Origin of the sequence: Pseudomonas sp. GD04019 (assembly GCF_029837695.1) — a bacterium.
Classification (GTDB): Bacteria; Pseudomonadota; Gammaproteobacteria; order Pseudomonadales; family Pseudomonadaceae; genus Aquipseudomonas.
This window is the reverse complement of sequence record NZ_JAOEEA010000002.1, coordinates 135,028-159,870: the sequence shown is the minus strand read 5'-3', so window position 1 is coordinate 159,870 and position 24,843 is coordinate 135,028. Positions and strand designations below refer to the sequence as shown.

At 66.0% G+C, this 24,843-nt stretch carries 23 protein-coding genes; 3 read left to right on the top strand and 20 right to left on the bottom strand.

Annotated elements, in window-relative coordinates:
* Position 1: 1 nt before the first annotated feature.
* From N7607_RS03410 to N7607_RS03370, 9 genes are all read right to left on the bottom strand, one after another.
* Positions 2–1,705 (bottom strand): methyl-accepting chemotaxis protein, encoded by a 1,704-nt coding sequence (locus tag N7607_RS03410; RefSeq protein ID WP_279864419.1) that lies wholly within the window; start codon positions 1,703–1,705, stop codon positions 2–4.
* A 123-nt stretch (positions 1,706–1,828) separates the two neighbouring features.
* Entirely contained in the window at positions 1,829–3,448 is a 1,620-nt protein-coding gene (locus tag N7607_RS03405; protein ID WP_279864420.1) for an MCP four helix bundle domain-containing protein, read from the bottom strand.
* A gap of 55 nt (positions 3,449–3,503) precedes the next feature.
* Positions 3,504–3,995, bottom strand: a complete 492-nt coding sequence (locus N7607_RS03400) for a chemotaxis protein CheW (RefSeq protein ID WP_279864564.1) — start codon at positions 3,993–3,995, stop codon at positions 3,504–3,506.
* 46 nt (positions 3,996–4,041) lie between these two features.
* Entirely contained in the window at positions 4,042–5,694 is a 1,653-nt protein-coding gene (locus tag N7607_RS03395; protein ID WP_279864421.1) for a methyl-accepting chemotaxis protein, read from the bottom strand.
* A 17-nt stretch (positions 5,695–5,711) separates the two neighbouring features.
* The gene (locus N7607_RS03390; RefSeq protein ID WP_279864422.1) at positions 5,712–7,931 is read right to left on the bottom strand and encodes a chemotaxis protein CheA; all 2,220 of its coding nucleotides are present in this window, start codon (positions 7,929–7,931) and stop codon (positions 5,712–5,714) included.
* Positions 7,928–8,260, bottom strand: a complete 333-nt coding sequence (locus tag N7607_RS03385; RefSeq protein ID WP_279924014.1) for an STAS domain-containing protein — start codon at positions 8,258–8,260, stop codon at positions 7,928–7,930. The genes N7607_RS03390 and N7607_RS03385 overlap by 4 nt, the downstream gene beginning before the upstream one ends.
* A gap of 10 nt (positions 8,261–8,270) precedes the next feature.
* Positions 8,271–8,639, bottom strand: a complete 369-nt coding sequence (locus N7607_RS03380) for a response regulator (protein WP_279864424.1) — start codon at positions 8,637–8,639, stop codon at positions 8,271–8,273.
* A gap of 28 nt (positions 8,640–8,667) precedes the next feature.
* A complete protein-coding gene (locus N7607_RS03375; RefSeq protein ID WP_279864425.1) occupies positions 8,668–9,795 on the bottom strand; it encodes a methyl-accepting chemotaxis protein in 1,128 nt (375 codons plus the stop codon).
* 243 nt (positions 9,796–10,038) lie between these two features.
* Positions 10,039–10,677, bottom strand: a complete 639-nt coding sequence (locus N7607_RS03370) for a response regulator transcription factor (RefSeq protein WP_279864426.1) — start codon at positions 10,675–10,677, stop codon at positions 10,039–10,041.
* Between the two features lie 465 nt (positions 10,678–11,142).
* Here N7607_RS03370 and N7607_RS03365 point away from each other — a divergent pair, with 465 nt between their 5' ends.
* The gene (locus tag N7607_RS03365; protein WP_279864427.1) at positions 11,143–12,519 is read left to right on the top strand and encodes an L-serine ammonia-lyase; all 1,377 of its coding nucleotides are present in this window, start codon (positions 11,143–11,145) and stop codon (positions 12,517–12,519) included.
* A 6-nt stretch (positions 12,520–12,525) separates the two neighbouring features.
* Here the strand turns inward: N7607_RS03365 and N7607_RS03360 are convergent, their stop codons facing one another.
* The 5 genes from N7607_RS03360 to N7607_RS03340 all read right to left on the bottom strand — a co-directional run bounded on the left by N7607_RS03360 (position 12,526) and on the right by N7607_RS03340 (position 18,313).
* A complete protein-coding gene (locus N7607_RS03360; protein ID WP_279864428.1) occupies positions 12,526–13,788 on the bottom strand; it encodes a cyanophycinase in 1,263 nt (420 codons plus the stop codon).
* 75 nt (positions 13,789–13,863) lie between these two features.
* Positions 13,864–14,625 (bottom strand): transporter substrate-binding domain-containing protein, encoded by a 762-nt coding sequence (locus tag N7607_RS03355; RefSeq protein WP_279864429.1) that lies wholly within the window; start codon positions 14,623–14,625, stop codon positions 13,864–13,866.
* Positions 14,626–14,780: 155 nt separating this feature from the next.
* On the bottom strand, positions 14,781–16,076 hold the full coding sequence (locus N7607_RS03350; protein ID WP_279864430.1) for an OprD family porin: 1,296 nt from the start codon (positions 16,074–16,076) through the stop codon (positions 14,781–14,783).
* A 59-nt stretch (positions 16,077–16,135) separates the two neighbouring features.
* Entirely contained in the window at positions 16,136–16,459 is a 324-nt protein-coding gene (locus tag N7607_RS03345; RefSeq protein WP_279864431.1) for a hypothetical protein, read from the bottom strand.
* Positions 16,460–16,546: 87 nt separating this feature from the next.
* Positions 16,547–18,313 carry a cyanophycinase gene (locus N7607_RS03340; RefSeq protein ID WP_279864432.1) on the bottom strand — a complete coding sequence of 589 codons (1,767 nt, stop codon included), beginning with the start codon at positions 18,311–18,313 and terminating at the stop codon, positions 16,547–16,549.
* Between the two features lie 431 nt (positions 18,314–18,744).
* On the opposite strand from N7607_RS03340, the gene N7607_RS03335 reads away from it, so the two are divergent.
* On the top strand, positions 18,745–19,518 hold the full coding sequence (locus N7607_RS03335) for an ABC transporter substrate-binding protein (protein ID WP_279864433.1): 774 nt from the start codon (positions 18,745–18,747) through the stop codon (positions 19,516–19,518).
* Between the two features lie 113 nt (positions 19,519–19,631).
* Positions 19,632–20,561, top strand: coding sequence for a MurR/RpiR family transcriptional regulator (locus N7607_RS03330; protein ID WP_279864434.1), 930 nt, complete (start codon positions 19,632–19,634; stop codon positions 20,559–20,561).
* 8 nt (positions 20,562–20,569) lie between these two features.
* Here N7607_RS03330 and N7607_RS03325 read toward each other — a convergent pair whose 3' ends face one another.
* From N7607_RS03325 to N7607_RS03300, 6 genes are all read right to left on the bottom strand, one after another.
* Complete coding sequence (locus tag N7607_RS03325; RefSeq protein WP_137970974.1) at positions 20,570–21,331, bottom strand: ABC transporter permease; 762 nt, start codon at positions 21,329–21,331, stop codon at positions 20,570–20,572.
* Positions 21,328–22,260, bottom strand: coding sequence for an ABC transporter ATP-binding protein (locus N7607_RS03320; RefSeq protein WP_279864435.1), 933 nt, complete (start codon positions 22,258–22,260; stop codon positions 21,328–21,330). Before N7607_RS03320 ends, N7607_RS03325 begins: the two co-directional genes overlap by 4 nt.
* 50 nt (positions 22,261–22,310) lie before the next feature.
* A complete protein-coding gene (locus tag N7607_RS03315) occupies positions 22,311–22,835 on the bottom strand; it encodes an SRPBCC family protein (protein WP_279864436.1) in 525 nt (174 codons plus the stop codon).
* A gap of 187 nt (positions 22,836–23,022) precedes the next feature.
* Complete coding sequence (locus N7607_RS03310; protein ID WP_279864437.1) at positions 23,023–23,451, bottom strand: nuclear transport factor 2 family protein; 429 nt, start codon at positions 23,449–23,451, stop codon at positions 23,023–23,025.
* Between the two features lie 17 nt (positions 23,452–23,468).
* Positions 23,469–24,242, bottom strand: coding sequence for a DUF899 domain-containing protein (locus N7607_RS03305; protein WP_279864438.1), 774 nt, complete (start codon positions 24,240–24,242; stop codon positions 23,469–23,471).
* A 222-nt stretch (positions 24,243–24,464) separates the two neighbouring features.
* Positions 24,465–24,809 carry a YciI family protein gene (locus N7607_RS03300; RefSeq protein WP_279864439.1) on the bottom strand — a complete coding sequence of 115 codons (345 nt, stop codon included), beginning with the start codon at positions 24,807–24,809 and terminating at the stop codon, positions 24,465–24,467.
* Positions 24,810–24,843 lie beyond the last annotated feature (34 nt).

Here is a 24,843-nt window from a genome sequence, read left to right as displayed (position 1 = left end):
CCTAGTACTGGCCGACGGCAGCCGCCGGCAGCGGCTCCCGACGCTGCTCATGCGCCCCGAGCGCCTGCTGGGTGGAGCCGATCCGGAAGAACTGGATCATCTCCTGCAGCTGCATGGCCTGGCTGCTCATCTCCTCGGAGGTGGACGACAGCTCTTCGGAGGCCGAGGCGTTGATCTGGGTGGTATGCGCCAGCTGGGTCACCGCCAGGTTGATCTGCTCCAGGCCGGTGTTCTGCTCGCGGGAGGCGGAGGCGATCTCCTGCACCAGGTCGGCGGTCTTGCGGATCGATGGCAGCATCTTGTCCAGCAGCTCGCCGGCACGCTCGGCCAGGGTCACGCTGCCCCCGGCCACGGTGCCGATCTCCTGGGCCGCCACCTGGCTGCGCTCGGCCAGCTTGCGCACCTCGGCCGCGACCACGGCGAAGCCCTTGCCGTGGTCGCCGGCGCGGGCCGCCTCGATGGCCGCGTTGAGCGCCAGCAGGTTGGTCTGGTAGGCGATGTTGTCGATGATGCCGACCTTGTCGGCGATCTGGCGCATGGCGTGGATCATCTCGCGCACGGCCGCCCCACCCTCCTCGGCGTCACTGGACGACTGGCTGGCCATGCCATCGGTGGTGCGCGCGTTCTCGCTGTTCTGCGCCACGTTGGCGGCGATCTGCTCCACCGAGGCGCTGGTCTCCTCGACGTTGGCCGCCTGCTCGGACGAGTTCTGGCTCAGCGCCTGGGCCGAGGCCGCCACCTGCTCGGAGGCCGAGGCCAGGGAGTCGGCCGTCATGCGTACTTCGCCGATGGTCGCACTCAGGCGCTGCACCATCTGCTGCAGGTAGTAGAGCAGGCTGCCCTGGTCGCGCTCGGCTAGGCGCATGTTCACCGCCAGGTTGCCGGCGGCCACCTCGCGCACCAGCGCGGACGTGTGGCTCGGCTCGCCGCCGAGCTGGCGCAGCAGGGTGCGGTAACCAAACGCCAAAGCCAGGCAGAGGATCACCAGAATGACGCCGAGCAGGCCGTAGATGATCGTCTCCAGGGTGGCGTTGCTCTGCTTGGCGGCGGCCACGGCGCCAGAGGTGCGCTGGTCGAGCAGCACGAAGAAGTCATCGATCGGCCGCATGATCTTGGCCTTTTCGCGGTGGTAGGCGGTGTCGTGCATCATCTCCTTGGCCGCCTCGACATCCGCGGCGCCGGGCACGAAGCGGCCGCTGCCGTCGTCCACCAGGCCCTTGGCCGCGTTCATCGCAATGGTCTCGGTCTTCACCAGGGCATCCGAGTTGGCGCCCGCCTCGGCCAGCTTGGCCAGCTCCTGGGTGGTGAAGCCGGCACGCTTCATCAGCTCCAGCAGCGCCACTTGCTGAGCGGAATCCGCACGCGGGGCGCGGCCATCGGCGATGACGAAGTCCCAGTAGATGCGCTCGTAGCCCTGCGGCCGCGGCTTCTTGCCGGAGCGGATGTCGAGGATGTCCTGGTACAGGCGCTCGTAGCGGCTGTCGCCGGTCATGACGAAGGTCCTGGCCAGGCGGGTCAGCTCGTCCGAACTCTGGCGCAGCTCGTCAGCCAACAGGTAGGACTGGTAGCGCGCCTGGTAGGCGGCGTTCAGTTCCTCGGTGCTGCGCGTGAGCTGCAGCAGCGCGAAAGCGATCACGCCCATCAGCACGGCGACCACGGCCAGCAGACCGGCGAACAGCCCTTTGATACTCATTTGCTTGGCCATGACTACTTCTTCTCCGATGGCGTTGCGGTACGGATTCAGTGGCTGGGCGAGGTCACGCCCACTCACTCGATCAACGGGTCCAGCACAGGCACTCACGGCGCTGCCGGGGCAGCGCCAGGAAATTCAGAAACCGCTGTATGCCGCCTCGCCCATCTCCCCGCCCGGCCCTGCGCGGCGGGTTGTCGCCGCGCCGCGCGCGCGGGCCGCCTGAGCACGGGCGATACCCTGCTCGGCCAGGCGGAAGAACTGGATCATCTCCTGCAGCTGCACGGCCTGGCCGCTCATCTCCTCGGAGGTGGAGGACAGCTCCTCGGAGGCCGAGGCGTTGACCTGGGTGGTCTGCGCCAGCTGGGTCACCGCCAGGTTGATCTGCTCCAGGCCTGTGTTCTGCTCGCGCGAGGCGGAGGCGATTTCCTGCACCAGGTCGGCGGTCTTGCGGATCGACGGCAGCATCTTGTCCAGCAACTGCCCGGCACGCTCGGCTAGGGTCACGCTGTCGCCGGCCACCGCGCCGATCTCCTGGGCCGCCACCTGGCTGCGTTCGGCCAGCTTGCGCACTTCCGCTGCCACCACCGCGAAGCCCTTGCCGTGGTCGCCGGCACGCGCCGCCTCGATGGCCGCATTGAGCGCCAGCAGGTTGGTCTGGTAGGCGATGTTGTCGATGATGCCGATCTTGTCGGCGATCTGGCGCATGGCGTTGATCATCTCGCGCACCGCCACACCGCCCTCTTCGGCGTCGCTGGACGAATGGCTGGCCATGCCGTCGGTGATGCGCGCGTTCTCGCTGTTCTGCGCCACGGTGGCGGCGATTTCCTCCACAGAGGCGCTGGTTTCCTCGACGTTGGCCGCCTGTTCGGAGGCGTTCTGGCTCAGGGCCTGGGCCGAGGCCGCCACCTGCTCCGAGGCGGAGGCCAGGGAGTCGGCGGTCATGCGCACATCGCCCATGATGGAACGCAGCCGATGCACCATGTGCTGCAGGCTGAACAACATGCTGCTCTGGTCGCCGTCACGCACGCGGATGTCCACCGTCAGGTCACCCGCCGCCACCCGCTGCAGGGCGGCCATGGCATCGGCGGGCTCACCACCGACCTGGCGCGAGATGATCCGCGTCACCAGCAGGCCGAGCACCAGCGCCAGCACGAAGCCAGCGATCATCAGGCCGATCATGAAACGGCCGATATTGCGCGAGATGACGGTGGACTCCTCGTTGACCTGCTGCGCCGCGTCGTTGTTGACCTTGATCAGCGCGGCGATGGTGGCATTGAGCTGCTTGAACAGGTCGCGCGTCTCGGAGCGCGCCAGTACCACCGCCTCGGCCTGCTGGCCGGACTGCAGCAGCTCGATGACCTTCTGCGACGAGGTGCGGAAGGCCGCCAGCTGACCGTCGTACTCGCCGATCAGGCGCTTCTCCTCGTCCAGCAGCTGGGTGTTGCGATAGGCCGTGAAGGCCTCGTCGGCGGTACGCATCGACAGGCGATTCTCATCCAGCTGCTTGGCCGTCTCCGCGGGCGAGTTGAGCAGCAGCGCCACGTACAGGCGGCGACCGTACTGGATGGTCTCGGCCTGGACCTTGCCCAGGTCACGGATCGGCACCAGGCGATCGTTGAACATGCTGGTCATCATGTCGTCCACCTTGTTCAGGTTGACGATGCCGAACAGACCGACCACCACCGAAACCAGGGCAACCAGCACGAAGGTGATGGTCAGCTTCACGCCCAACTTCAAGTTGATGAACCACTGCATATTCGCCTCTCTTCTCTGCTGCGCCGGCGGCTCGCCGCGCACCTGGCCGGGATCGCTACGCCTGGGGAGACATGCCGACCAGCTCGGTCAGCTCGTCCACCGAAAGGACCTGGGGAATATCCAGGACGATGACGAACTGCTCGTCCTGCTTGAGGATGCCGGCGATGAAGTCGGCGCGGATGCGCGCGCCGAAGGCCGGACGCTGCTCCAGCTGATGGCTCTCCACGGCCAGCACCGCGTTCACCGCGTCGACGATGATGCCCAGCAGCTGCAGGCTGTCGGCCTGCTCCACCTCGACGATGACGATGCAGGTGCGCTTGGCGATGGCCGTGCGCTCGCGACCGAAACGCACCGACAGGTCGATCACCGGCACCACCGCGCCGCGCAGGTTGATGACCCCGCGCAGAAAGGCCGGCATCAGCGGGATCTCGGTCAGCCCGCCGAACTCGATGATCTCGCGGATGTTCTCGATGGGCAGGGCGAACAGCTCGTCGCCCAGGGTCAGGGTGAGGAACTGCTGGGTCAGCGGGGTTTCCGCCAGGGCCATCGGGCGGCCCTGAGTCTGGATCGGCAGGCTACTCATGGTGCGGCTCCTAGAAACGGGTGAACGCCGTTTCGTCGATGGGCTCGTCATGCGCCGGACGCCGGCTCGGCGCCGTCAGCGACCGTGCCGGTGCGGCGCGCGAGCCGGAACGGCCGGCGCGTGGCGGCAGCGACGGGCTGACGGCGGCGGCGGGACGCTCGCTGAGCTGGAAGAACTGGATCATTTCCTGGAGCTGCACGGCCTGGCCGCTCATCTCCTCGGAGGTGGAGGACAGCTCCTCGGAGGCCGAGGCGTTGACCTGGGTGGTCTGCGCCAGCTGGGTCACCGCCAGGTTGATCTGCTCCAGGCCGGTGTTCTGCTCGCGCGAGGCGGAGGCGATCTCCTGCACCAGGTCGGCGGTCTTGCGGATCGACGGCACCATCTGCTCCAGCAGCTGCCCGGCACGCTCGGCCAGGGTCACGCTGTCGCCGGCCACCGCGCCGATCTCCTGGGCCGCCACCTGGCTACGCTCGGCCAACTTGCGCACCTCGGCCGCGACCACGGCGAAGCCCTTGCCGTGGTCGCCGGCACGCGCCGCCTCGATGGCCGCGTTGAGCGCCAGCAGGTTGGTCTGGTAGGCGATGTCATCGATGATGCCGATCTTGCCGGCGATCTGGCGCATGGCGTTGACCATCTCGCGCACGGCGGCGCCGCCTTCCTCGGCGTCCGTGGACGACTGGCTGGCCATGCCGTCGGTGACCTTGGCGTTCTCGCTGTTCTGCGCCACGGTGGCGGCGATCTCCTCCACCGAGGCGCTGGTTTCCTCGACGTTGGCCGCCTGCTCGGAGGCGTTCTGGCTCAGGGCCTGGGCCGAGGCCGCCACCTGCTCCGAGGCCGAGGCCAGGGAGTCGGCGGTCATGCGCACGTCGCCCATGATGGCGCGCAGCTTCTGCACCATCTGCTGCAGGCTGAACAGCATGCTGCTCTGGTCGCCGTCGCGTACGCGGATGTCCAGGGTCAGATCGCCCGCTGCCACGCGCTGCAGGCTGTCCGCCGCCAGGGAAGGCTCGCCGCCGAGCTGACGCAGCAGGCTGCGGGTGATCAGCAGGCCGAGCAGCACGGCCAGCACCAGGCTGACCACGATGCAGCCGATGACGGCCTGGAAGATCAGGTCGTAGCGGTCATGGGCGGCGTCGTACTCACGCTTGGCCACCTGCAGCTGCACGTCCACCAGCTTGCCGAAGCGGTCGGACACCGGGTCGATCTTCTGGTACAGCTCGCCGGCGATGAACTGCTCCAGGGCCAGTTGATCGCGCGCATCGAGGATGCGCTGCAGACCGGCCACGGCGGTGTCGGCATCCTTGAGCAGCGGCTTGATCTCGTCGACCAGGGCCTGCTCCTCGCTGACCATCTGGGTCGCGGTGTAGGCGTTCCACGCCTGCTGAATGTCGTCCTCGGCCTGCTGCACGCCGCGCAGGCCTTCCTGCCAGCTGAGGGTGCCGATGCGCACCTTGTGCGAGGCGTCGACGATGCTCACCGCGTAGCGGTCGGCGATCAGCTTGATGTCCTTGAGCGGCACCACGCGGTCGTTATAGACCGTCTCCATGCCCTGGTTGGAGGCCTGCATGCCGAACACGCCCAGCGCGCCGATGCCCACCAGGAACACGATCAACACACCCGCCAGCAGCAGCAGGCGGGTCGCCACTTTCATCTTGTCGAACATTTCTCTCTCCCGGGTATTCAATGGATCAGGGGCACGGCGGCAGCGCTGTTCGCGCCCCTGACCGGCCCCCTGACCGCAGCTTCAGCGACTTCACTGGCACGCTGAATCAAGTGAGGTACATCGAGGATCAGCGCCACGCTGCCATCGCCGAGGATGGTCGAGCCGCTGAGCACCTTGTTTTGCGCAAAAATCCGTCCCAGCGGCTTGATCACCGCCTGGAATTCGCCGACCAGCTGGTCGACCACCACGCCGGCTCGGTTCGGGCCGAACTGCAGCACCACCAGGCTCTCGCGCAGGCCGCTGCTGGCCGGCAGGCCGAACAGCTCGCGCAGATGCACGTAGGGCAGCGGCTCGCCACGCAAGCTGACCAGGTCGTGCAGGCCTTCCTGCTCGCCCAGGTCGACGCACTCCACCACCTGGTCCAGCGGCAGGACGAAGGTCTCGTCGGCCACCTTGACCTGGAAGCCGTCGATGATCGCCAGGGTCAGCGGCAGGCGGATGCGCACCGTGGTGCCCTGGCCGAAGTTGCTCAGCACCTCCACCACGCCGCGCAGTTGTTCGATGTTGCGCCGTACCACATCCATGCCCACGCCGCGCCCGGACAGGTTGGTGACCTGGGCGGCGGTGGAGAAGCCGGGCTCGAAGATCAGGGCGAATACTTCGCTGTCGCTGAGCACCTGGTCCGGCTGCACCAGGCCCTTCTCCACGGCCTTGGCCAGGATGCGCTGGCGATCCAGGCCGCGACCGTCGTCACTGACCTCGATGACGATACTGCCGGACTCGTGATAGGCGTTCAGGCGCAGGATGCCGCGCGCGGACTTGCCGCTGGCCAGGCGGTCGTCGGACGGCTCGATGCCGTGGTCCATAGCGTTGCGCACGATGTGCATCAGCGGGTCGGCCAGCTTCTCGACCATGGACTTGTCCAGCTCGGTGTCGGCGCCGGTGACCAGCAGTTCGATGTCCTTGCCCAGTTCCTTGCAGATATCGCGCACCACCCGCGGGAAGCGCTGGAACACTTCGCCGATGGCCACCATGCGCAGCGACAGGGAGGCGTCGCGGATGCGCTCCACCAGGGTGGCCACACCCTCGTTGGCCTCGGCCATGGCCGCGGTGTCGCCCTGGCGCAGCGACAGGCTGGCGGCGGCACCGGCGATCACCAGCTCGCCGACCAGGTTGATCAGCTGATCGAGCTTGCCGGCCTCGACCTTGATGAACACCTGCTCGTGGCTGCGCTTCTCCTCGACCTGCTTCTGCTTGTGCAGCGCAGCGGAGACCACCGGCGGCGGCACCAGTTGTTCCTCCACCAGCAGCGCACCGAGCGGCGGCGCCGGATGCGGCGCGGTGCTCTGCCGTTCCAGCACCCGCTGCAGCTCGTGGCTGGTCAGCGCGCCGCTGCGCACCAGCAGTTCGCCGAGGCGCGTGGGGCCCTCCGGGAGGCTGGCGATCAGCTGGATATAGGCGTCGATGGCGCTGTGCGGCGGCAGGATCAGCAGCTGCGCATCCTCGCGGATGAATTCGAAGGCGTCCTCGACCTCCTGCTTGCTGGCCTGGGACTCGAACTCGATCTCGAAGCCCAGGTAGCTGCTCTCGGCGTCGAACTCGGCGGCGCCCGGCAGGGCTTCGGTGAGGGTATGCAGGTAGACGATGCGCCCGAGCTTGCTCAGGTAGCGCAGGAACGACAGCGGATCGAGGCCGTTGCGCAGCACGTCGATATTGGGCCGCAGGGAGATGTGCCAGAGGTCGCTGCTGACCGCCTCGCCTTCCAGCACGTCGACCCGCGGACGCACCTCGGCCATCGCGGTGTTCTGTTCCACAGGCGCTGCAGGCTCGGCCACGGCCTCCACCGCCGGCTGCAGGTATTCGTTGAGCTGGCTGAGCAGGTGCGCGCGCAGCCCGGCGTTGGGCTCGACCGCCTCGCTGCCATCCTCCACCGCGTTGAGCAGGCTGCCGATGTAGTCGCTGCAGGTCAGCAGCAGCGAGAGCATGGCGCCGTCGAGCACCTGTTCGCCGTTGCGCACCTCGTCCAGCAGGCTCTCCACCACATGGGTGAAGTCGATCAGCGAGGTCAGGCCGAACAGCCCGGCCGAGCCCTTGATGGTGTGGGCGGCGCGGAAGATGGCATTGACGTGGTCGGTGCTGTAGCCGCCGTTCTCGATTTCCAGCAGCGCCACCTCCATGTCCGCCAGCAGTTCGCGGCCTTCCTGCACCAGGGCGCCGCGGGCTTGATCGAGGTTCATGGCCGGCCTCCGTCGGACGGGATGACCAGCGGATCGCCCAGCTCGGCCACCAGATTGAGCAGGTCCAGCACCTCGCGCACGCTCGGCGAGTGGTGGATGAAGGTCAGCTCCTTGTTCTGCCGCTGCGCCTCGCGCTTGAGCACCAGGAGGATCTGCACGCCACTGCTGTCGAACTCGCCCACCTCGCCCAGGTCGATGTCCAGTTGCGGGTTGGCCAGCAGCAGGTGCAGCAGCTCGGTGCGCAGCTGCGCCGCGCTGTAGATGCCGAACTCGCCCTGTACGGCGGCGACGACGCGCCCGCCATCCTCACGGCAGATGATCTCGCTCATGGGGCAGCCCTTACGGCAGGATCAGCTTGGACACGGCATCCAGCAGAACCGGCGGCTGGAATGGCTTGACCACCCAGGCGCGCACGCCGGCGGCCTTGCCTTCGGCCTTCTTCGCCTCACCAGCCTCGGTGGTGAGCATGATCACCGGGGTGAACTTGTAGGCCGGCAGCTGCTTGGCCGACTTGACGAAGGTGATGCCGTCCATGTTCGGCATGTTCACGTCGGAGACGATCAGGTTGATCTTGCGCCCATCGAGCTTGCCCAGCGCGTCCTTGCCGTCGCAGGCCTCGAGCACGTCGTAGCCGGCGCCCTTGAGAGCGATGCCGACGACCTGACGGAAGCTCGCCGAGTCGTCCACCACCATTACTGTCTTGCCCATGAATTCGCTTCCTGTATTGCGCGGAGGTTCAGAAGAAGGTGACCGACGACTGCTCGACGCTGGCGCTACCGCTGCCGCTGTGCACGCGCTGCTGCTCCAGCGTGGTGTAGCTCGACTCCAGCACCCGCAGCCATTCGCCGCTGGCCGGCACCGGTTCCTGGTGCAGGCTGGCCTGCAGGCGCTGGATGTCGCCGGTGACGTGGGAAATGATCTGGCTGACGCGATCCTGGAACTGCAGGTCGACCAGCACGCCGTTGACCGTCTGCTCAACGTCGCGGCTGTTGCCCTGCAGTATCTGCAGGCGCTGCTCAAGGCTGGCCACGCCCTCGCCCAGCTCACCCAGCACCTGGCCGACGATGCCCTCGGTCTCCTGGATGCTGTTGCGGCTGTGCTCGGTCATCTGCTCGGCATGGGCGACCATGGCCTGCATGGCGTTGCTCATGACCTGGACCTTCTCGGTAATCTTGGTGCCGGTCTCGCCGGACATGGAGGACAGCTTGCGCACTTCGTCGGCGACCACGGCGAAGCCGCGCCCGCTCTCGCCGGCACGCGCCGCCTCGATGGCCGCGTTGAGGGCCAGCAGGTTGGTCTGCGAGGCGATCTTCGCCACGCCCTCGGCCATGCCGTGCAGCTCGGCGACGAAACGGCCCAGCTCGCGGATCTCCACCAGGAAGCGCTCGCGCTCGCCACGGGTGTGGTCCAGCGCCTGCAGCGCGCGGGGCAACTCGACCTGCGCCCGACGCAGCACCTCGAACACGTCGCCGCCCTGGCCATCGCCGAACGCCAGGGCGCCGCTGATCTGCTGGCTCATGCTGACGAACTTGCCGGTAAGGCCGTCGGCCGCGGTGTGGGTCTGACCGTCGGCCAACTCGATGTGGCGCACCCACAGCGGCAGCACGGCGTCCAGCAGCTCGCGCAGCGCCTGCAGGCTGGCCTCGGCCTGCCGGGACGCAGCCACTGCAGCGGCCTGCTCGTGATTCTCGGTGGCGACGGGAGTGACCGGCGCCAGGCACAACCAGGCCAGCGGCAACAGAGCCGCCAGGGCGCCGTGCCACCAGACCGGGGCCAGCGCCAGGCAGGTAGCCGGAATCAGTATCAGGCCGATGAACAGCCAGGGACGCGGGACCTGGGTCACCAGCCGCGAGCTATTGACCATGGGGATTCTCTCCGGACTGCGAGGGGGCACAACGAAACCACCTGCATTTCTTATAGTTCATGGCTGCTGCCGCAGAGTTCATGGCTGCCCGGCGGACAACCACTTTTCGGCGCACAGGACTACCCCGACCATGCTGGCAAAGCGCCAGCAACGTCCCTTCTTTTCGGAGTGTAATTAATTGGCGCCAATTGTCTTATCAGCGCTTTGCCGGATTCGCGTAGGTAGTTTTACCTACGCAATCGATCACTCATCCAGCTTGATGATGCCGCGACGTAGAGCGTAAAGAACCAGGCCGGCGAGGTCGCGAATACCCAGGCGATCCATGATCTGCGCCCGGTGGGTATCCACCGTCTTCACGCTGAGATTGAGGATGAAGGCGATTTCCTTGTTGCTCTTGCCCTTGGCCAGCCAGTACAGCACTTCCTGCTGACGGTTGGTCAGTTGCTCCAGCGGCGCCTCGGCCTGACCGGCGGCGGCGTCTATCACCTGGCCGGCGACGCGCGGACTGAGATAGCGATGCCCCTCCAGCACGGCCTGCAGGGCCAGCTGCAGTTCGATCACCGCGGCATCCTTGAGCAGGTAGCCGGAGGCGCCCATCTGCATGGCCTTGATCACGTAGTCGCGGGTGTCGTGCATGGACAGCAGGATCACCGGCAGCTCGGGCCAGCGCGAGCGCACCCGGGTCAGCGCCTCCAGGCCGGAGCAGCGGCGCATGGTCAGGTCCAGCAGCAATACGTCGGGGGAGTGCCTGTCGATCAGCCCCTCGACCTGATCGCCATCGTTGCCTTCCGCCACCACCTCATAGCCCGCTTCCACCAGCAGCGAACGAATACCCGCCCGCACCAACTCGTGATCGTCGACCAATACAACCCTGACGGGCATTCTCAAACTCCCCGGAAAACGAGGCCTTCCCGCCTACAGGACACCTGCCTATCCTCGGCCGGCCTTCTTTTGTTCTAAAACCTTAGCTTCTTAAGCCAGATAAGCAGCATGCTGCTTGATGGCTCAAGTGATAGCAATCAGCCAGTTACTGAGAGAAAAGCCGCTCATTTCGCAGCGTTTCGCTGGTCGATCGCGACACGCTCCCCAGAGAAGATCGAACAAAATCACGGGTTTCGCCAGCCCCATGACGACCGAAAAAAACGAGTTCGTGCACTTCCTGACCGATTGGACAATAGGTAATTCCACCTAGAAGCACCTGGGAAACGACCGCCAGACGGACGCAATCCTCGCCATTCCGGAGGCTGTTTTGGCGTGAATGCCACGAGGAAAGCCATCCTGCAGCCGCCCTGCCCCGCCTGCGGAGGGCGGTGGTAAGCTGTGACCATCCAGTCACCGGAGCCCTTCATGTCCCTCAGCGTTTTCGACCTGTTCAAGATCGGTATCGGCCCTTCCAGTTCCCACACCGTCGGGCCGATGCGCGCCGCGGCGCGCTTCGTCGAGGGCCTGCGGCGCGAGGGGCTGTTCGATACCACCCACAACCTGAAGGTCGAGCTGTACGGCTCCCTCGGCGCCACCGGCAAGGGCCACGGCAGCGACAAGGCCATCTTGTTGGGCCTGGAGGGCGATCAGCCGGACAGTGTCGATACCTCGACCATCGACAGCCGCCTGACCGCCATGCGCTCCAGCGGCGAGCTGAAGCTGGGCGGTGACAAGCCGATCCGCTTCGTCGAGAAGGAACATCTGGCGATGATCCGCAAGCCGCTCGACTTCCACCCCAACGGCATGATCTTCCGCGCCTTCGACGCCGCCGGCCTGCAGATTCGCTCCCGCGAGTACTACTCGGTGGGCGGTGGTTTCGTAGTGGACGAGGAAGCCGCCGGTGCCGACCGCATCGTCGAGGACCAGACGCCGCTGGCCTACCCGTTCAAGACCGCCAAGGAACTGCTGGCCCAGTGCAACGCGCATGGCCTGTCGATCAGCCAGCTGATGCTGGCCAACGAGGCCGCCTGGCGCCCGGAGGCCGAGACTCGCGCCGGCCTGCTGAAGATCTGGCAGGTAATGCAGGACTGCGTCACCGCCGGCTGCCGCAACGAGGGCATCATGCCCGGCGGCCTCAAGGTGCGCCGGCGCGCTGCCGCCCTGCATCGCCAGCTCAGCGAGAATCCCGAGGCCAGCCTGCGCGACCCGCTGACGGTGATGGACTGGGTCAACCTCTACGCCCTGGCGGTGAACGAGGAAAACGCCACCGGTGGCCGCGTGGTCACCGCGCCCACCAACGGCGCGGCCGGCATCGTGCCGGCGGTGCTGCACTACTACCGGCGCTTCGTGCCCGGCGCCAATGACGACGGCGTGGTGCGCTTCCTGCTCACCGCCGCGGCCATCGGCATCCTGTACAAGGAGAACGCCTCGATCTCCGGCGCCGAGGTCGGCTGCCAGGGCGAGGTCGGGGTGGCCTGCTCGATGGCCGCAGGGGCCCTGTGCGAGGTGCTTGGCGGAACCATCCAGCAGGTGGAGAACGCCGCCGAGATCGGTATGGAACACAACCTCGGCCTGACCTGCGACCCGGTCGGCGGGCTGGTCCAGGTGCCGTGCATCGAGCGCAACGCCATGGGCTCGGTGAAGGCGATCAACGCCGCGCGCATGGCCCTGCGCGGCGACGGCCAGCACTTTATCTCGCTGGACCGGGTGATCCGCACCATGCGCGAGACCGGCGCGGACATGAAGAGCAAGTACAAGGAAACCGCCAGGGGTGGCCTGGCGGTGAACATCATCGAGTGCTAAGCGCGCTTAGTTGGGCACGAAGTCCGTCAGCAGGCGCAGGTAGGAGGTCATGCTCTGCCCACCCACGGTGCCCTTGTAGCCATGGCTGTCGAACTGGGTGCTCTTGACCAGGTTGACGCGATAACGCGGATTGGTCTCATAAGTGCGCCCCAGGGTAGTGGCGGAGCGGCTATTGAACAGGTCGGCACTGACGGTCACGAACTCGCGCGGCTTGCGACGGCCATTGGCGCCGCTGTTGTTCGGGCTGCTGAAGATGTCGCCAGTGGCCGACATGGGGCTGCTGTACTGCTCGCGGCCACGCAGGCTGGTCTTGCCGCTGGCGATCACGAACTGGCCACTCTGCGGACGGTACTTATCGCCACTGGTCAGGTAGCTGGCCAGTACGTCGTACAGGGCCCAGCTGCTGCCGCCACCCAGCTCGGCATTGCGCAGGTCGAAGATGAACACGCCGCCGGTGCCGATGACCTCCATCTCCATCTGGCCGAGGCTGGTGTTGTTCTTCACCAGCAGGCCGGTGTTCTCGTCCACGCCGAAGGCGAACGGCACGTTGGTGTAGTCGGCCAGGCGCACGATGCGGCCCTGGCGCCCACGCTCGCTGAAATGGGTATCGAGCAGGCCATAGTTGAAGAAGCCGAAGCCGCCTTGCGGGTCATACGCCAGATCGTCTCCGGACGGCGTGGTGTAAGGCCCGTAGCGCAGCGCCTCATAGCTCTCGCCGCCGGTGACCATGGGGCCATCGACCATGATCGCGGTACCGGCACTGGTGCCGGCCAGCACGGCGCCGGCATTGTACTTGGCGCGGATCGCCGCCAGCGCTGGGCTGTCGTTGCGACTGGCAGTCTGCAACGTCTGCACCAGCCGCGACTGGTCGCCGCCACCGAAGAAGAAGCCCGTCATGCCGTTGATCTGGCTGACCACGGTCGGGTTGCTGTTGTTGGCGATGTTATCCAGGTCGATGGGAATCCATTCGGCCTTCACGGCGCCGTAGCTCTTCAGCAGATTGGCGTAGTAGATGCCGTTGGCCTTGGAGTTGGCGGCATTCGCGGTGCCGGCATCCGGGTCCTGGCTTTCCGGAATGGAGGCGGCGGTGATCACGCCGATCTTGGCCTGGCCGCTACCGCCGGCCAGCTGGATGAAGCGCTGGTAGATGGCCGCGTTGTCATCCTTGAGGCCGCCTCCCACCAGCAGTAGCGCACCTGCCGCGTGCCCCAGGCCGGGGATCAGGGCAATCAATAGAACGGCGCGGCGACACAGTTTGCTCAGTCTCATCTTCAGTTCTCCGTGGCTGCAGTTGGCTGCAGCGTTGTTGTGGATGTTGTGCAACGGGTACTGCGGAAACGGAATTCAATAAACGCTGAAACGTTGGAAATACTGGCGCTCGATACGGCGGTACACGCCGTTGTCGAGAATCGCCACCAGGGCCAGGTCGAGGCGCGTACGCAGCGCGTCGTCGCCCTTGCGCACGGCGATGCCCTGGCCCTGGCCGAAGAACTTGGGCGCCTGCACGGCGTTGCCGACTCGCTCGAAGCCCTTGCCGCGCTCGGACTGCAGGAAGCCGAAGTAACCGGACACAGCGTCGTCCAGCACCAGATCCACCTCGCCGCGGTGCAGGGCCTGGTAGGTTTCCGCGGCGCTGGCGAAGCGCACGATGGGCAGGTGCCTCTCGTAGCGGGCGGCGAGGAAGCGGTCATAGGTGGTTTCCCGCTGTACGCCGATGCGTTTTACGGCCAGGCGCCGCGGGGTGATGATCACCTCGTTGATGGTGCCCTCACGGGCGAAGAAGAAGGCCGGGGTATGGGCGTAGCGGCGGGTGAAGTCGACCAGGGCCAGGCGTTCCTCGGTGATCGACATCGAAGCCAGGATCAGGTCCGTGCGTCCTTCTCGCAGCGCCGGGATCAGGTCATCCCAGGCGAAGCGCTGCAACTCGCAGCGGGTGCGCATCTGCGCGCACAGGGCATTGGCGATGTCGACGTTGAAGCCCTTGAGGCGACCGTTCTGATCGAGCTCCTCGAAAGGCGGAAACTGTCCTTCCATGGCGATGCGCAGCGTCTCGGCCTGGGCCGGGATCGCCATGAGCATGCCAAGCAGCAGGCAAGCCAATCTCATTTCTTACTCCGCGAGAAAAAAAGGCGCCGGGCAGGCGCCTCAAGGCCAAAGGAGCAATCGAGCAGACCTTGAATCAAAGCTGCCGGCCTCCGCGCATGAGGTACGGAGGCCGACGCCCTAGGGTCGGCCCGCGATCGGTGATGCGGGCCGCAACATCAGAGGATGCTCAGCGGGTAGTCGACGATCACGCGGAACTCGTGCAGATCGCCCTCGCCCTGGTCATCGTTGGCGTAGTGGAAGGCCTGGCGCAGGCGGATCGACAGATCCTTGGCCGGCCCTTCCTGGACCACGTACTTGATGTCGATGTCGGTCTCGCTGTGCTTGCCGTCCTCGCCGTAATAGCCGGCGTAGCCACCGGTCACGTCGGCGTCGGTGCCGTCGATGTCGCTGCCCTTGACGTAGGTGACCTTGGTGGTCAGGCCAGGGACGCCCATGCCCGACCAGTCGTAGCCGTAGCCGACGCGCCAGGACTTCTCGTTGGGTGCGTTGAAGTCGGAGTACTGCATGGAGTTGGACAGGAAGATCGAGTCGCCGCCGACATAGTCGAACGGGGTGTCGCCGTTGACGCGCTGGTAGGCCAGCAGGATCGAGTGCGAGCCCAGGGCGTAGGTGGCGGCCAGGCTGTAGGTGGTGTTGCTGATGTCGCCTTGCAGGGCATCGCCGGTATCGCTGGTGCGGTACAGGTTGAGGTCGAAGTTCAGGCTCTGCCCTTCACTGATGCCGAGGGTGTAGTTGAGGTTGCCGTAGTACTGGTTCCAGGTGTCCTCGAAGCGCGAGGCGTACAGGCCCAGGGCCAGGTCGTCGTTGACGCTGTACCAGCCGCCGGCGAAGTCGATGGTCTTGCCGGCTTCGCCGCTGCCGTAGTTGACCAGCAGCTCTTCATCGCTGTTGGTCGAGTTGCGGTTGTTGTAGGCGGTGAAATGGCCGGCCTCGAGAGACAGGTTCTCGATCTCGCCACTGGTGAGGTGGATACCGGTGGCGGTTTCCGGCAGCAGGCGGCTGTGCGAGGTGGCGAACACCGGGGCCTCGGTGCGCATCTCGCCGTACTTGAGCACGGACTCGGAGACGCGCAGTTTCACCGCGCCACCCGCCTCGCCGTATTCGTCCTGGGCGCGTCCCTCATCGCTGATCGGCAGCAGGCCGGTACCGGTGCGACCACGGCCGCTGTCCAGCTTGATGCCCATGTAGCCGTAGGCATCGGCGCCGAAGCCGACGGGGCCCTGGGTGAAGCCCGAGGCGAACTCGGCCATCACGCCGTGCGCCCACTCCTCGCGGTAGTTCTGGCCACCGGGGTTGTTCTTGAAGTCGCGCTGGAAGTAGTAGTTGCGGTTCAGCAGGTTCAGTTCGCTGTCTTCGACAAAGCCCTTGGCATCGGCCTGGCCGGCCATCGCCAGCTGGGTGCTGGCGGCGGCGACCGCCAGGGCGAGACAGCTCAGTTTTACGAGGTTCATGCCTTACTCCATTTTTAGTGTTGTTGGCGGGCTCGTCGGCCCTTCGTGGTTTTGCCCGGTCAGACAAAGAGTTCCGCTGTCAGCAGCGCTGGACGACTGCCCTTGCTGATGACCGCCTCCAGGCACAGGGTGGATTCACCATCGGGCCAGCAGACGAAGTAGCCCGCGCTCTTCGGGCTCTTCAGCTTGAATTTCCACTCGCGTTCGGCGAACTCGCCGACGTCGCGCAGGCGCTGCTGCAGCTCGATCACCGCGAAGAAGCCGGCCGGCGTATCCACCCGCTCCAGCACGCGGGCTTCTGCGCTGCGCAATGCTTCGGTGGCGGGCTGGTGGTCGTGCAGCAGCTTGTCCAGGGCGAACAGCTCCAGGTTGTTCAGTTGCATCGGTACATCTCGCTTGGGGTTTCTCGCGGGCGAACACTGCCCGCCCGCCCCGTGGCAACGGGGCGAAGTGGGATACGCATCAGGCATTCAGGACGGTTTGGCGAGCCCGATCAGGCGAGCCAGGCTGTGTGCCGCCTCTTCCCGGCTCACGGTTTCCTCGGGCTGGAAGCGACCGGACTCGGCGCTCATCCAGCCCTCACCGACCAGCAACTCGGCGGCCTCCGCCGCGGCCGGGTCGACCTCGGCCAGGTCCTTGAGTGGCGCACGGCGCTGCAGGCTGGTCTTGGCGAAGTCCTCGACCAGGGCCTTGCAGGCCAGCGCCCACTCCGCCCGGGTCACCTCGCGCTCGCCATCGAAACGCTCGCCGCTGTGCAGCCAGCCATTGGACACCGCGACCTCGATCTGCTCGCGCAACGGGTGGTCGCGGTCGATGTCGGCAAGCTTCGGCAGCTTGTCCAGGGCCGGCTCGGCGGCCAGGGTCATCTGCAGGGCGTTGGCCAGCTCGTAGCGGGTCAGCGCTCGCTTGGGCTCGAAACGATTGTCGTCATCGCTGGTCATCAGGCCGCGGAAACTCACCGCACGCACCGCGTCCGGCCAGCGACTGGCGGCAGCGTCCTGCGGGCTGCTGCGCGCCGGGTCGCGGAGGAAGGCATCCACCGGGGCGATGTCCAGGCGTACGTTCTGCACCGTGTAGTTGGTTAGCGAGTCGTTGAAGCGGCTGTGGGCCTGGAAGCCCGACGCCTCGCTGAGCTCGAAGCGATAGCCATAGTGATAGCCGTTGGCCGGGTTGTAGCGGGTCATCAGCCCCACCTGGCGGGTGGCCGTGTTATCGGCCAGACCGTAGAGCACCGCGCGCGACATGGCGGATACCGCGGACAGATCGGTGAGCAGCTGGTTGCCCACCAGGTATTCGTTGCCGGCGACGATGGGCTCCTTGCCCTCGGCCGGCTGCACCTTGCCGCTGGCCAGCTCGTAGCGATCGCCCCGGCCGAGCATGGCCAGGCGCACGTTCTGCAGGCGGGTGCCATACAGGCCGAACTGCTTCTGCGCCTGGCTGGCGTCCATGACCGTCAGGTAGCCCTCGCCGAGCACCTGCAGCTGGCCGCCGGGCTGCACCCAGATCGCCGTGTTGGTATCCAGGCCGAAGCCCTTGGCCGGGCGCTGTTCGACCAGGTAGCTGGCCATGCGCGCCGCGCGCCCGGTGCTGGTTTCCTCGATCTGGTCGAAGTGCTGATCGATGATGCCGGCCTGGAACAGACCCGCGCCCTTGAGCAGCGCCGTGCCGCGCTGATCCGGCTTGGCCGCGACACCGAAGTCCAGCGTATCCATGACCACGCCGTAGGCGGTCGGCATGGTCGCCCCGAGAATGCTCGCGCCGGCGCTGGTACCGGCGACCACGCCGCCCTTGTCGAACACGCCCCGCACCGCCTTCAGCGTCAGCGACGCGCTGCCGTCGGCGTTGTACAGCGCGCGTGCGATACGCGCCTGGTCGCCACCGACGAACCAGACGGCGCTGGCCTCGCTCAGCGGCTTGAGCACCGCCGGGTCGTTCATGGTGCTCTGGTAGTTCTGCTTGTCGATGCCGACGATGCTGATCTGCGCGGCCGGCACGCCAAGCGCCTGCAGCTCGGCCTGGAAGCGCTTGCTGGAGCCGAGACTGCCGCTGGCCGTGGGCATGATGGCGATGCGCGCCCGCTCGGTGCCCCCGGCCAGCTCGATGAGCTTCCGATAGACCTCGGTATTGCTGGCCCGCAGCATGCCGCCGACAGCCAGCAGATGGCCCTCAGCCAGGACCGGCGCGCAATGGCCGGCAAGAATCAGGGCGGCAAGCAGCGCGCCAGGCTTGGTCTGCATTCTCATTTCTTGTTGCTCTTCTTCTGAGTACGGAGTGTTCGCCACACAACCAATTGACTCATTTATTTTCACAAATCAGTCAATTTGAAATGTTGTATACCAGACAAATTCCGTGATCAAGCCCAGGCATCCACTGGAAAATCGACCAAACAGACAGCTTATAAAGGGCAAAGCAGCTCTACCACGGCGTTTCGTGCGCCTTCGTCATGATGAAATTATTTTTTCATGCAGAAACAATATTGACATGATTTTTTCTTGACCTTAGCTTTGCTGACACAAAACGCGTCATCCCATACACCAAGCCAGGTCGCCTCATCTGTGCGGCTATTGGGGCCCGGGCCCACCAGGTTTGGGTCAAGAAATTCGCCGCCATGCGAATCAATGCACCTCACCCGCGAGGGTGGCCAACCATCCGCAACTGGAGTCATAAGATGAACAAGATCGCTCTGCTCGGCGCCCTGGCGCTCTCCGCCTGCGCCACCCTGGCCCAGGCCCAGGACACCCTGCGTATCGGCATCGAAGCCGCCTACCCACCCTTCGCCTTCAAGACTCCGGATGGTCAGATCAGCGGCTTCGACTACGACATCGGCAATGCGCTGTGCGCGCAGATGCAGGTCAAGTGCGAATGGGTCGAGCAAGCCTTCGACGGCCTGATTCCCTCGCTCAAGGTGCGCAAGGTCGACGCCGTGCTGTCGTCCATGTCGATCACCCCGGATCGCCTGAAATCGGTGGACTTCACCAAGAAGTACTACCACACCCCCGGCAAGCTGGTGATGAAGGCCGGCACCGAGATCAAGGACCCGCTGGTCGACCTCAAGGGCAAGAAGGTCGGCGTGCAGCGCGCCTCCACCTATGATCGCTACGCCAGCGACAAATTCGCCGAAGCCGGCATCGAGGTGGTGCGCTACGGCTCGCAGAACGAGGCCTTCCTCGACCTGGCTTCCGGGCGTATCGACGCCTCCCTGGCCGACGTGGTGAACATCGGCGAAGGCTTCCTCAAGACCGACGGCGGCAAGGGCTTCGCCCTGGTCGGCCCGGACTTCAACGATCCGAAGTACTTCGGCAACGGCGCCGGCATCGCCGTGCGCAAGGGCGATGCCGCCACCGCCGAGAAATTCAGCAACGCCATCGCCGCCCTGCGCGCCAACGGCAAGTACGAAGAAGTCCAGGGCAAGTACTTCGCCTACGACATCTACGGCCAGTAAGCACCTGCCGCCGAGGGGGTATCCGCCAGCGTGCGGATACCCCCTTTTTCATTGGGCCGCACGCCGCGCCCATCGGATAAACTGCAGCCCTTCCCCAGCAGGACGCACCCGCCATGACGCCCGCCCCGAGCAATATCACGGTCTATGCCTCTCCGGTGATGCGCAAGCTCGCCGCCGTCGCCCCGGACCTGCAGCCCTCGCTGCGCAAGGTGGCCGATTTCATTCTGCGCCACCCGCTGAAGGCAGCGACCCTCACCATCGAGGAGCTGGCCCAGGCCACCGGCACCTCGCCGGCGGCGGTCAACCGCCTGGCGCGGGCCATGCAGCTGGGCGGGTTCAGCGCCCTGAAGACGGCGCTGGTCGCGACCCTGCAGGAGCTGGTGTCGCCGGTGGACAAGCTGCGCAATGAGCTGGCCCAGCGCGGCGACGGCAATTTCGGTCTGCACGAACACATGCGCAGCGCCTCCAGCAACCTCGGCAGCACCGCCAACGGCAACAGCCAGGAGACCTTCGCCGCCTTCGTCGAAGCGCTGGCCGGCGCGCGTCGGGTGTACATCCTCGGCTTCGGCAACAGCGCCTACATGGCCGGCCTGGCGGCCGCCAACCTGATGCCCTACTGCCCGGACGCAGTGGCGGTGAGCATGGAGGGCGGCAACGAGAACGCCGCCTATCGCCTGGCCAGCATCACCGCCGACGACGTGCTGCTCCCCATCTCCCTGCCCCGCTATTCGCTGGATACCCTGCAGCTGACGCGCTACGCCCTGGAGCGCGGCGCCAAGGTGCTGGCCATCACCGACTCACCGGCCTCGCCGCTGGCGCCCATCGCCGACCATTGCCTGTACGCCACCGCCGAGCACCCGGTGCTGATCAGCTCCAACACCGCGGTACTGGCGCTGATAGAGAGCCTGGTGGCCGCCGTGATGACGCGCAACAAGGAGGCCGTGCGCCTGGCGGCCGAGCTGACCGAGAGCGTGCTGTCCTACCTGCACGTGCCCCAGCAGGAGCCGCCGCGACGCAATCGTCTGCGCAAGCGCGGCGACTGAGCGACGCCTCAGTGGCGCAGGCGGTAGCCGGTCTTGAAGATCCAGCTCACCACCAGCACGCAGGCCAGCAGGAAGCCGAGGATCATGCCGATGCTCAGGCCGAGGTTGACGTCGGCCACGCCGAAGAAGGCCCAGCGGAAGGCGCTGATCAGATACACCACCGGGTTGAACAGGGTCAGCTTCTGCCACAGCTCCGGCAGCATGCTGATCGAGTAGAAGCTGCCGCCGAGGAAGGCCAGCGGCGTGACGATCAGCGCCGGCACCACCTGCAGCTTCTCCCAGCCGTCGGCCCACACGCCGATGATGAAGCCGAACAGGCAGAAGGTGATGGCCGTCAGCAGCAGGAAGGCCAGCGCCCAGAACGGATGGGCCACCTCGAAATCGACGAACAGCGACGAGGTGGCGAAGATGATCAGGCCGAGAATCACCGACTTGGTGGCCGCTGCGCCGACATAGCCGACCAGGATCTCGAAGAACGACACCGGCGCCGACAGCAGCTCGTAGATGGTCCCCGAGTACTTGGGCATGTAGATGCCGAACGAGGCGTTGCCGATGCTCTCGGTGAGCAGCGCCAGCATGATCAGGCCCGGCACGATGAAGGCGCCGTAGCTGACACCGTGCACCTCGGTCATGCTCGAACCGATGGCCGAGCCGAACACCACGAAGTACAGCGAGGTGGTGATCACCGGGGTGGCGATGCTCTGCAACAGGGTGCGCCAGGTGCGGTGCAGCTCGAACAGGTAGATGGACTTGATGGCTTGCAGGTTCATGCGCGCTCCTTCTCATGCACCAGGCTGACGAAGATGTCTTCCAGCGAGCTCTCGCTGGACTGCAGGTCCTTGAAGTCGATGCCGTGCTGGGCCAGGTCCTTGAGCAGCTCGGCGATGCCGGTGTGCTCGCGTTGGGCGTCGAAGGTGTAGACCAGCGCGTGGCCCTCATCGGCCAGCTCCAGTCCGTGGCCGGCCAGTTCGACCGGCACGCTTTGCAGTGGGTGCTTGAGCTGCACGGTGAGCTGCTTCTTGCCGAGCTTGTGCATCAGCACGTCCTTGTCCTCCACCAGGATGATCTCGCCCTTGCGGATCACCCCGATGCGGTCGGCCATCTCCTCGGCCTCCTCGATGTAGTGGGTGGTGAGGATGATGGTCACGCCGCGCTCGCGCAGGCGCCGCACCATGTTCCACATGTCGCGGCGCAGCTCCACGTCGACGCCTGCGGTAGGCTCGTCGAGGAACAGGATCGACGGCTCGTGGCTCAGCGCCTTGGCGATCATCACCCGGCGCTTCATGCCGCCGGACAACTCGAAGATCTTGGCGTCGCGCTTGTCCCACAGCGACAGGTCCTTGAGCAACTGCTCGAGGAATTGCGGATCGGGCTTCTTGCCGAACAGGCCGCGGCTGAACTTCACCGTGGCCCAGACGGTCTCGAACACGTCGTTGACCAGCTCCTGCGGCACCAGGCCGATGGCCGAGCGCGCCGCGCGGTAGTCGGCCTTGATGTCGTGGCCGGCCACCCGCACCTGGCCCGCGCCCGGGTTGACGATGCCGCAGATGATGCTGATCAGGGTGGTCTTGCCGGCGCCGTTGGGCCCGAGCAGGGCGAAGATCTCGCCCTGGCGGATGCTCAGGTTGATGTTGCTCAGCGCCGGATGACCGGACTTGTAGGTCTTGCTCAGATTCTCGACGGAAATCACCGATTCCACGGTTACTCCTTAGCCAGGCGGCGGAAAGCAAAGGCGCGATTGTACGCCGATCAGCTCTCCTCCACGCGCATGCGCAGCTGCTGCAGGCCCTGCTCAAAGTCGCCGCCGACCATCTTGTCCATGTTGAACACCAGGCCCATGGCCTTGCCGATGAAACCGTTGTGGCCGGTCATGCTCCAGTTCACGCGGGTGCCGCCACCCTCGGGCTGGAAGCGGAACTCGGCCAGGTTGCTGGCGCGGAAGGGTTCTAGGAATTCCAGCTGGATCAGCACCCGCTCACCTGGCTCGCTCTCCAGAATGGTCGCGCTGCCCTTGCCCACTTCCTTGTTGCCGACCCAGCGCTGGGTGGCGCCGACGCCGCGCTCGGCGCCCTCGTAGCTCACCTGCATGGCCGGGTCGCGCCGGGCCCAGGGCGACCAGTGCGGCCACTGGTGGAAGTCTTCGATCTGCGCCTGCAGCGCGGCCGGTGGCGCCTGGATCAGCGCGCTGCGCTCGACGCGGAACTGGTCCGGGCGGCTGGCGACGAATACCGCCAGGCCGGCGACCAACAGTACGACGACGATCAGAATGGTCATGCTCTTCTTTCCTTGCATTGGGTTGTCTCCTTGGTGCCCGGATGCAATCCGGGGATATATGCGCCGGGACTCCCGGATTTCATCCGGGCTACCGCTGCGCCGCCTAACTCGCGGCCAAGGCCGCTCCCACGGGGATCGGGCAACGCCTGTGGGAGCGGCCTTGGCCGCGATGGACCGCTTGCGCCTATCAGGGCTGCAGCTCGAACAGCGCCTGGCCGTTCTCCGGGTTGAAGGGCGCGGAGAAATGGTCGTGGACGATGCGCCATTGGCCGCCGATCCTGCGGTAGCCCTGGGTCACCCGCATCCAGCAGCTCTGGCTATTGCCTTCGGCATCGGTGCCGCCGCAATGGCAGAGGAAGTGGCCAAAGCCCACATCGCCGTCGCTCCACTGCTGCAGCTGATGCACCTCGAAGCTCATCGGGCCGGCACACATCTCCAGGCAGGCCTTCCAGTGCGTCTTGTAGACCTCGCGGCCCTTGAACTGCAGCTGCAGGATGGCATCGAAGGCGACCAGGTCGTCGGCGTAGTGGCCGAGGATGGCGTCGACGTCGCGGGCCTTGTTGGCCGCCTCCCAACTGGCGGTCAGGGCTTTCAGTTCGCTGTTTGCAGTACTCATGAATTCTCTCCTCGCGCTCAGGCGCAGCAATCATGGCGAGCCGGGGCCGCGCCTTGGTATTGGTCGTGCAGGCGGGTCCAGTTCAGGCCCTTGCCATCCACGTTGGCCATGCCGTCCCAGCCCTCGCCACGGCCGAAGGGCGTGAGGTCCAGGTAGTGGTAGGCGTTCATCAGCATGTCCAGGCCGCGGGCGTAGGTGGAGTAGGTGTGGAACACGCGGGCGCCATCGCGCAGGAACACGCTGGCGCCGGGCAGCTCGCCCTTGATCATGTCCAGCTGGCCCATGCGCTTGAGCTCGGCCTCGTCCTGGTAGTTGTACTCGACCGGCGCCTGGCTGGAATCGATGGTCACGTGGAAGTCGTAGTTGAAGCGGCTGCCAAACGACGAGTACCAGGGCAGGTCCCAGCCCATGCGTTGCTTGAAGGCCTCCAGCTCCGCCAGCGGTGCGTTGGAGACCAGCACCAGGCTGGTGTCGCGGGCGTGCAGGTGGGCCAGGTGGCCGATGTTGTCGGCCAGGAACGAGCAGCCGGGGCAGCCCTCGCCTTTGTCGCGATGGAACATGAAGTGGTAGACGATCAGCTGGCTGCGCCCGGCGAACAGATCGGCCAGGCCGACCTCGCCTTGCGGCCCGCTGAAGCGGTAGTCGGTATCGATCGCCACCATCGGCAAGGCGCGGCGCTGGGCGTTGAGCGCATCGCGCTGGTGGGTCAGGGCCTTCTCCTGCGCGAGCAGCTGCAGGCGTGCGGCCAGCCATTCCTCGCGGCTGGCGACTTTCGGGTAATCAGGGTTCATCTCGGTGCCTCTCGATTCAAACCATAGATGCATGCTTGGCGAGACAGCAGGCCACACCACGGCCTCGGGCCTGCACGTTTGACTCCCTCTCCCTCTGGGAGAGGGCTGGGGTGAGGGAGGTTGGGCCTGCATGGAGCATGGCGCTGCGCGTTGCCGGTCAGACTCCTCACCCCTACGCGAACCGCCCCGGCCCCTCTTCCCAGGGGGAGAGGGGAGCAAAACTCACAACTGCAACTCGCGCACCGGCCGCACTTCGACGCTGCCGACCCGCGCAGCCGGGATGCCGCCGGCGATCTGCAGCGCCTCGTTGAGGTCGCGCGCTTCGATCAGGTAGAAGCCGGCCAGCTGCTCCTTGGTTTCGGCAAACGGGCCGTCGGTGATGCTCAGCTTGCCGCCGCGCACGCGCACGGTGGTGGCGGTGGCGACCGGCTCCAGCGGTTCGGCGGCAAGCATGCGCCCGCTCTGCTGCACGCTCTGGAAGTAGTCGTAGCACTCGCCGTCGTGCGGGCTGTCCGGCGAGTCGTGCAGGACTTTTTCGTCGCTATAGATCAGGCACAGGTATTTCATCGCTTCCTCCCTGGCAGCGTTTTTCGCTGCGGTC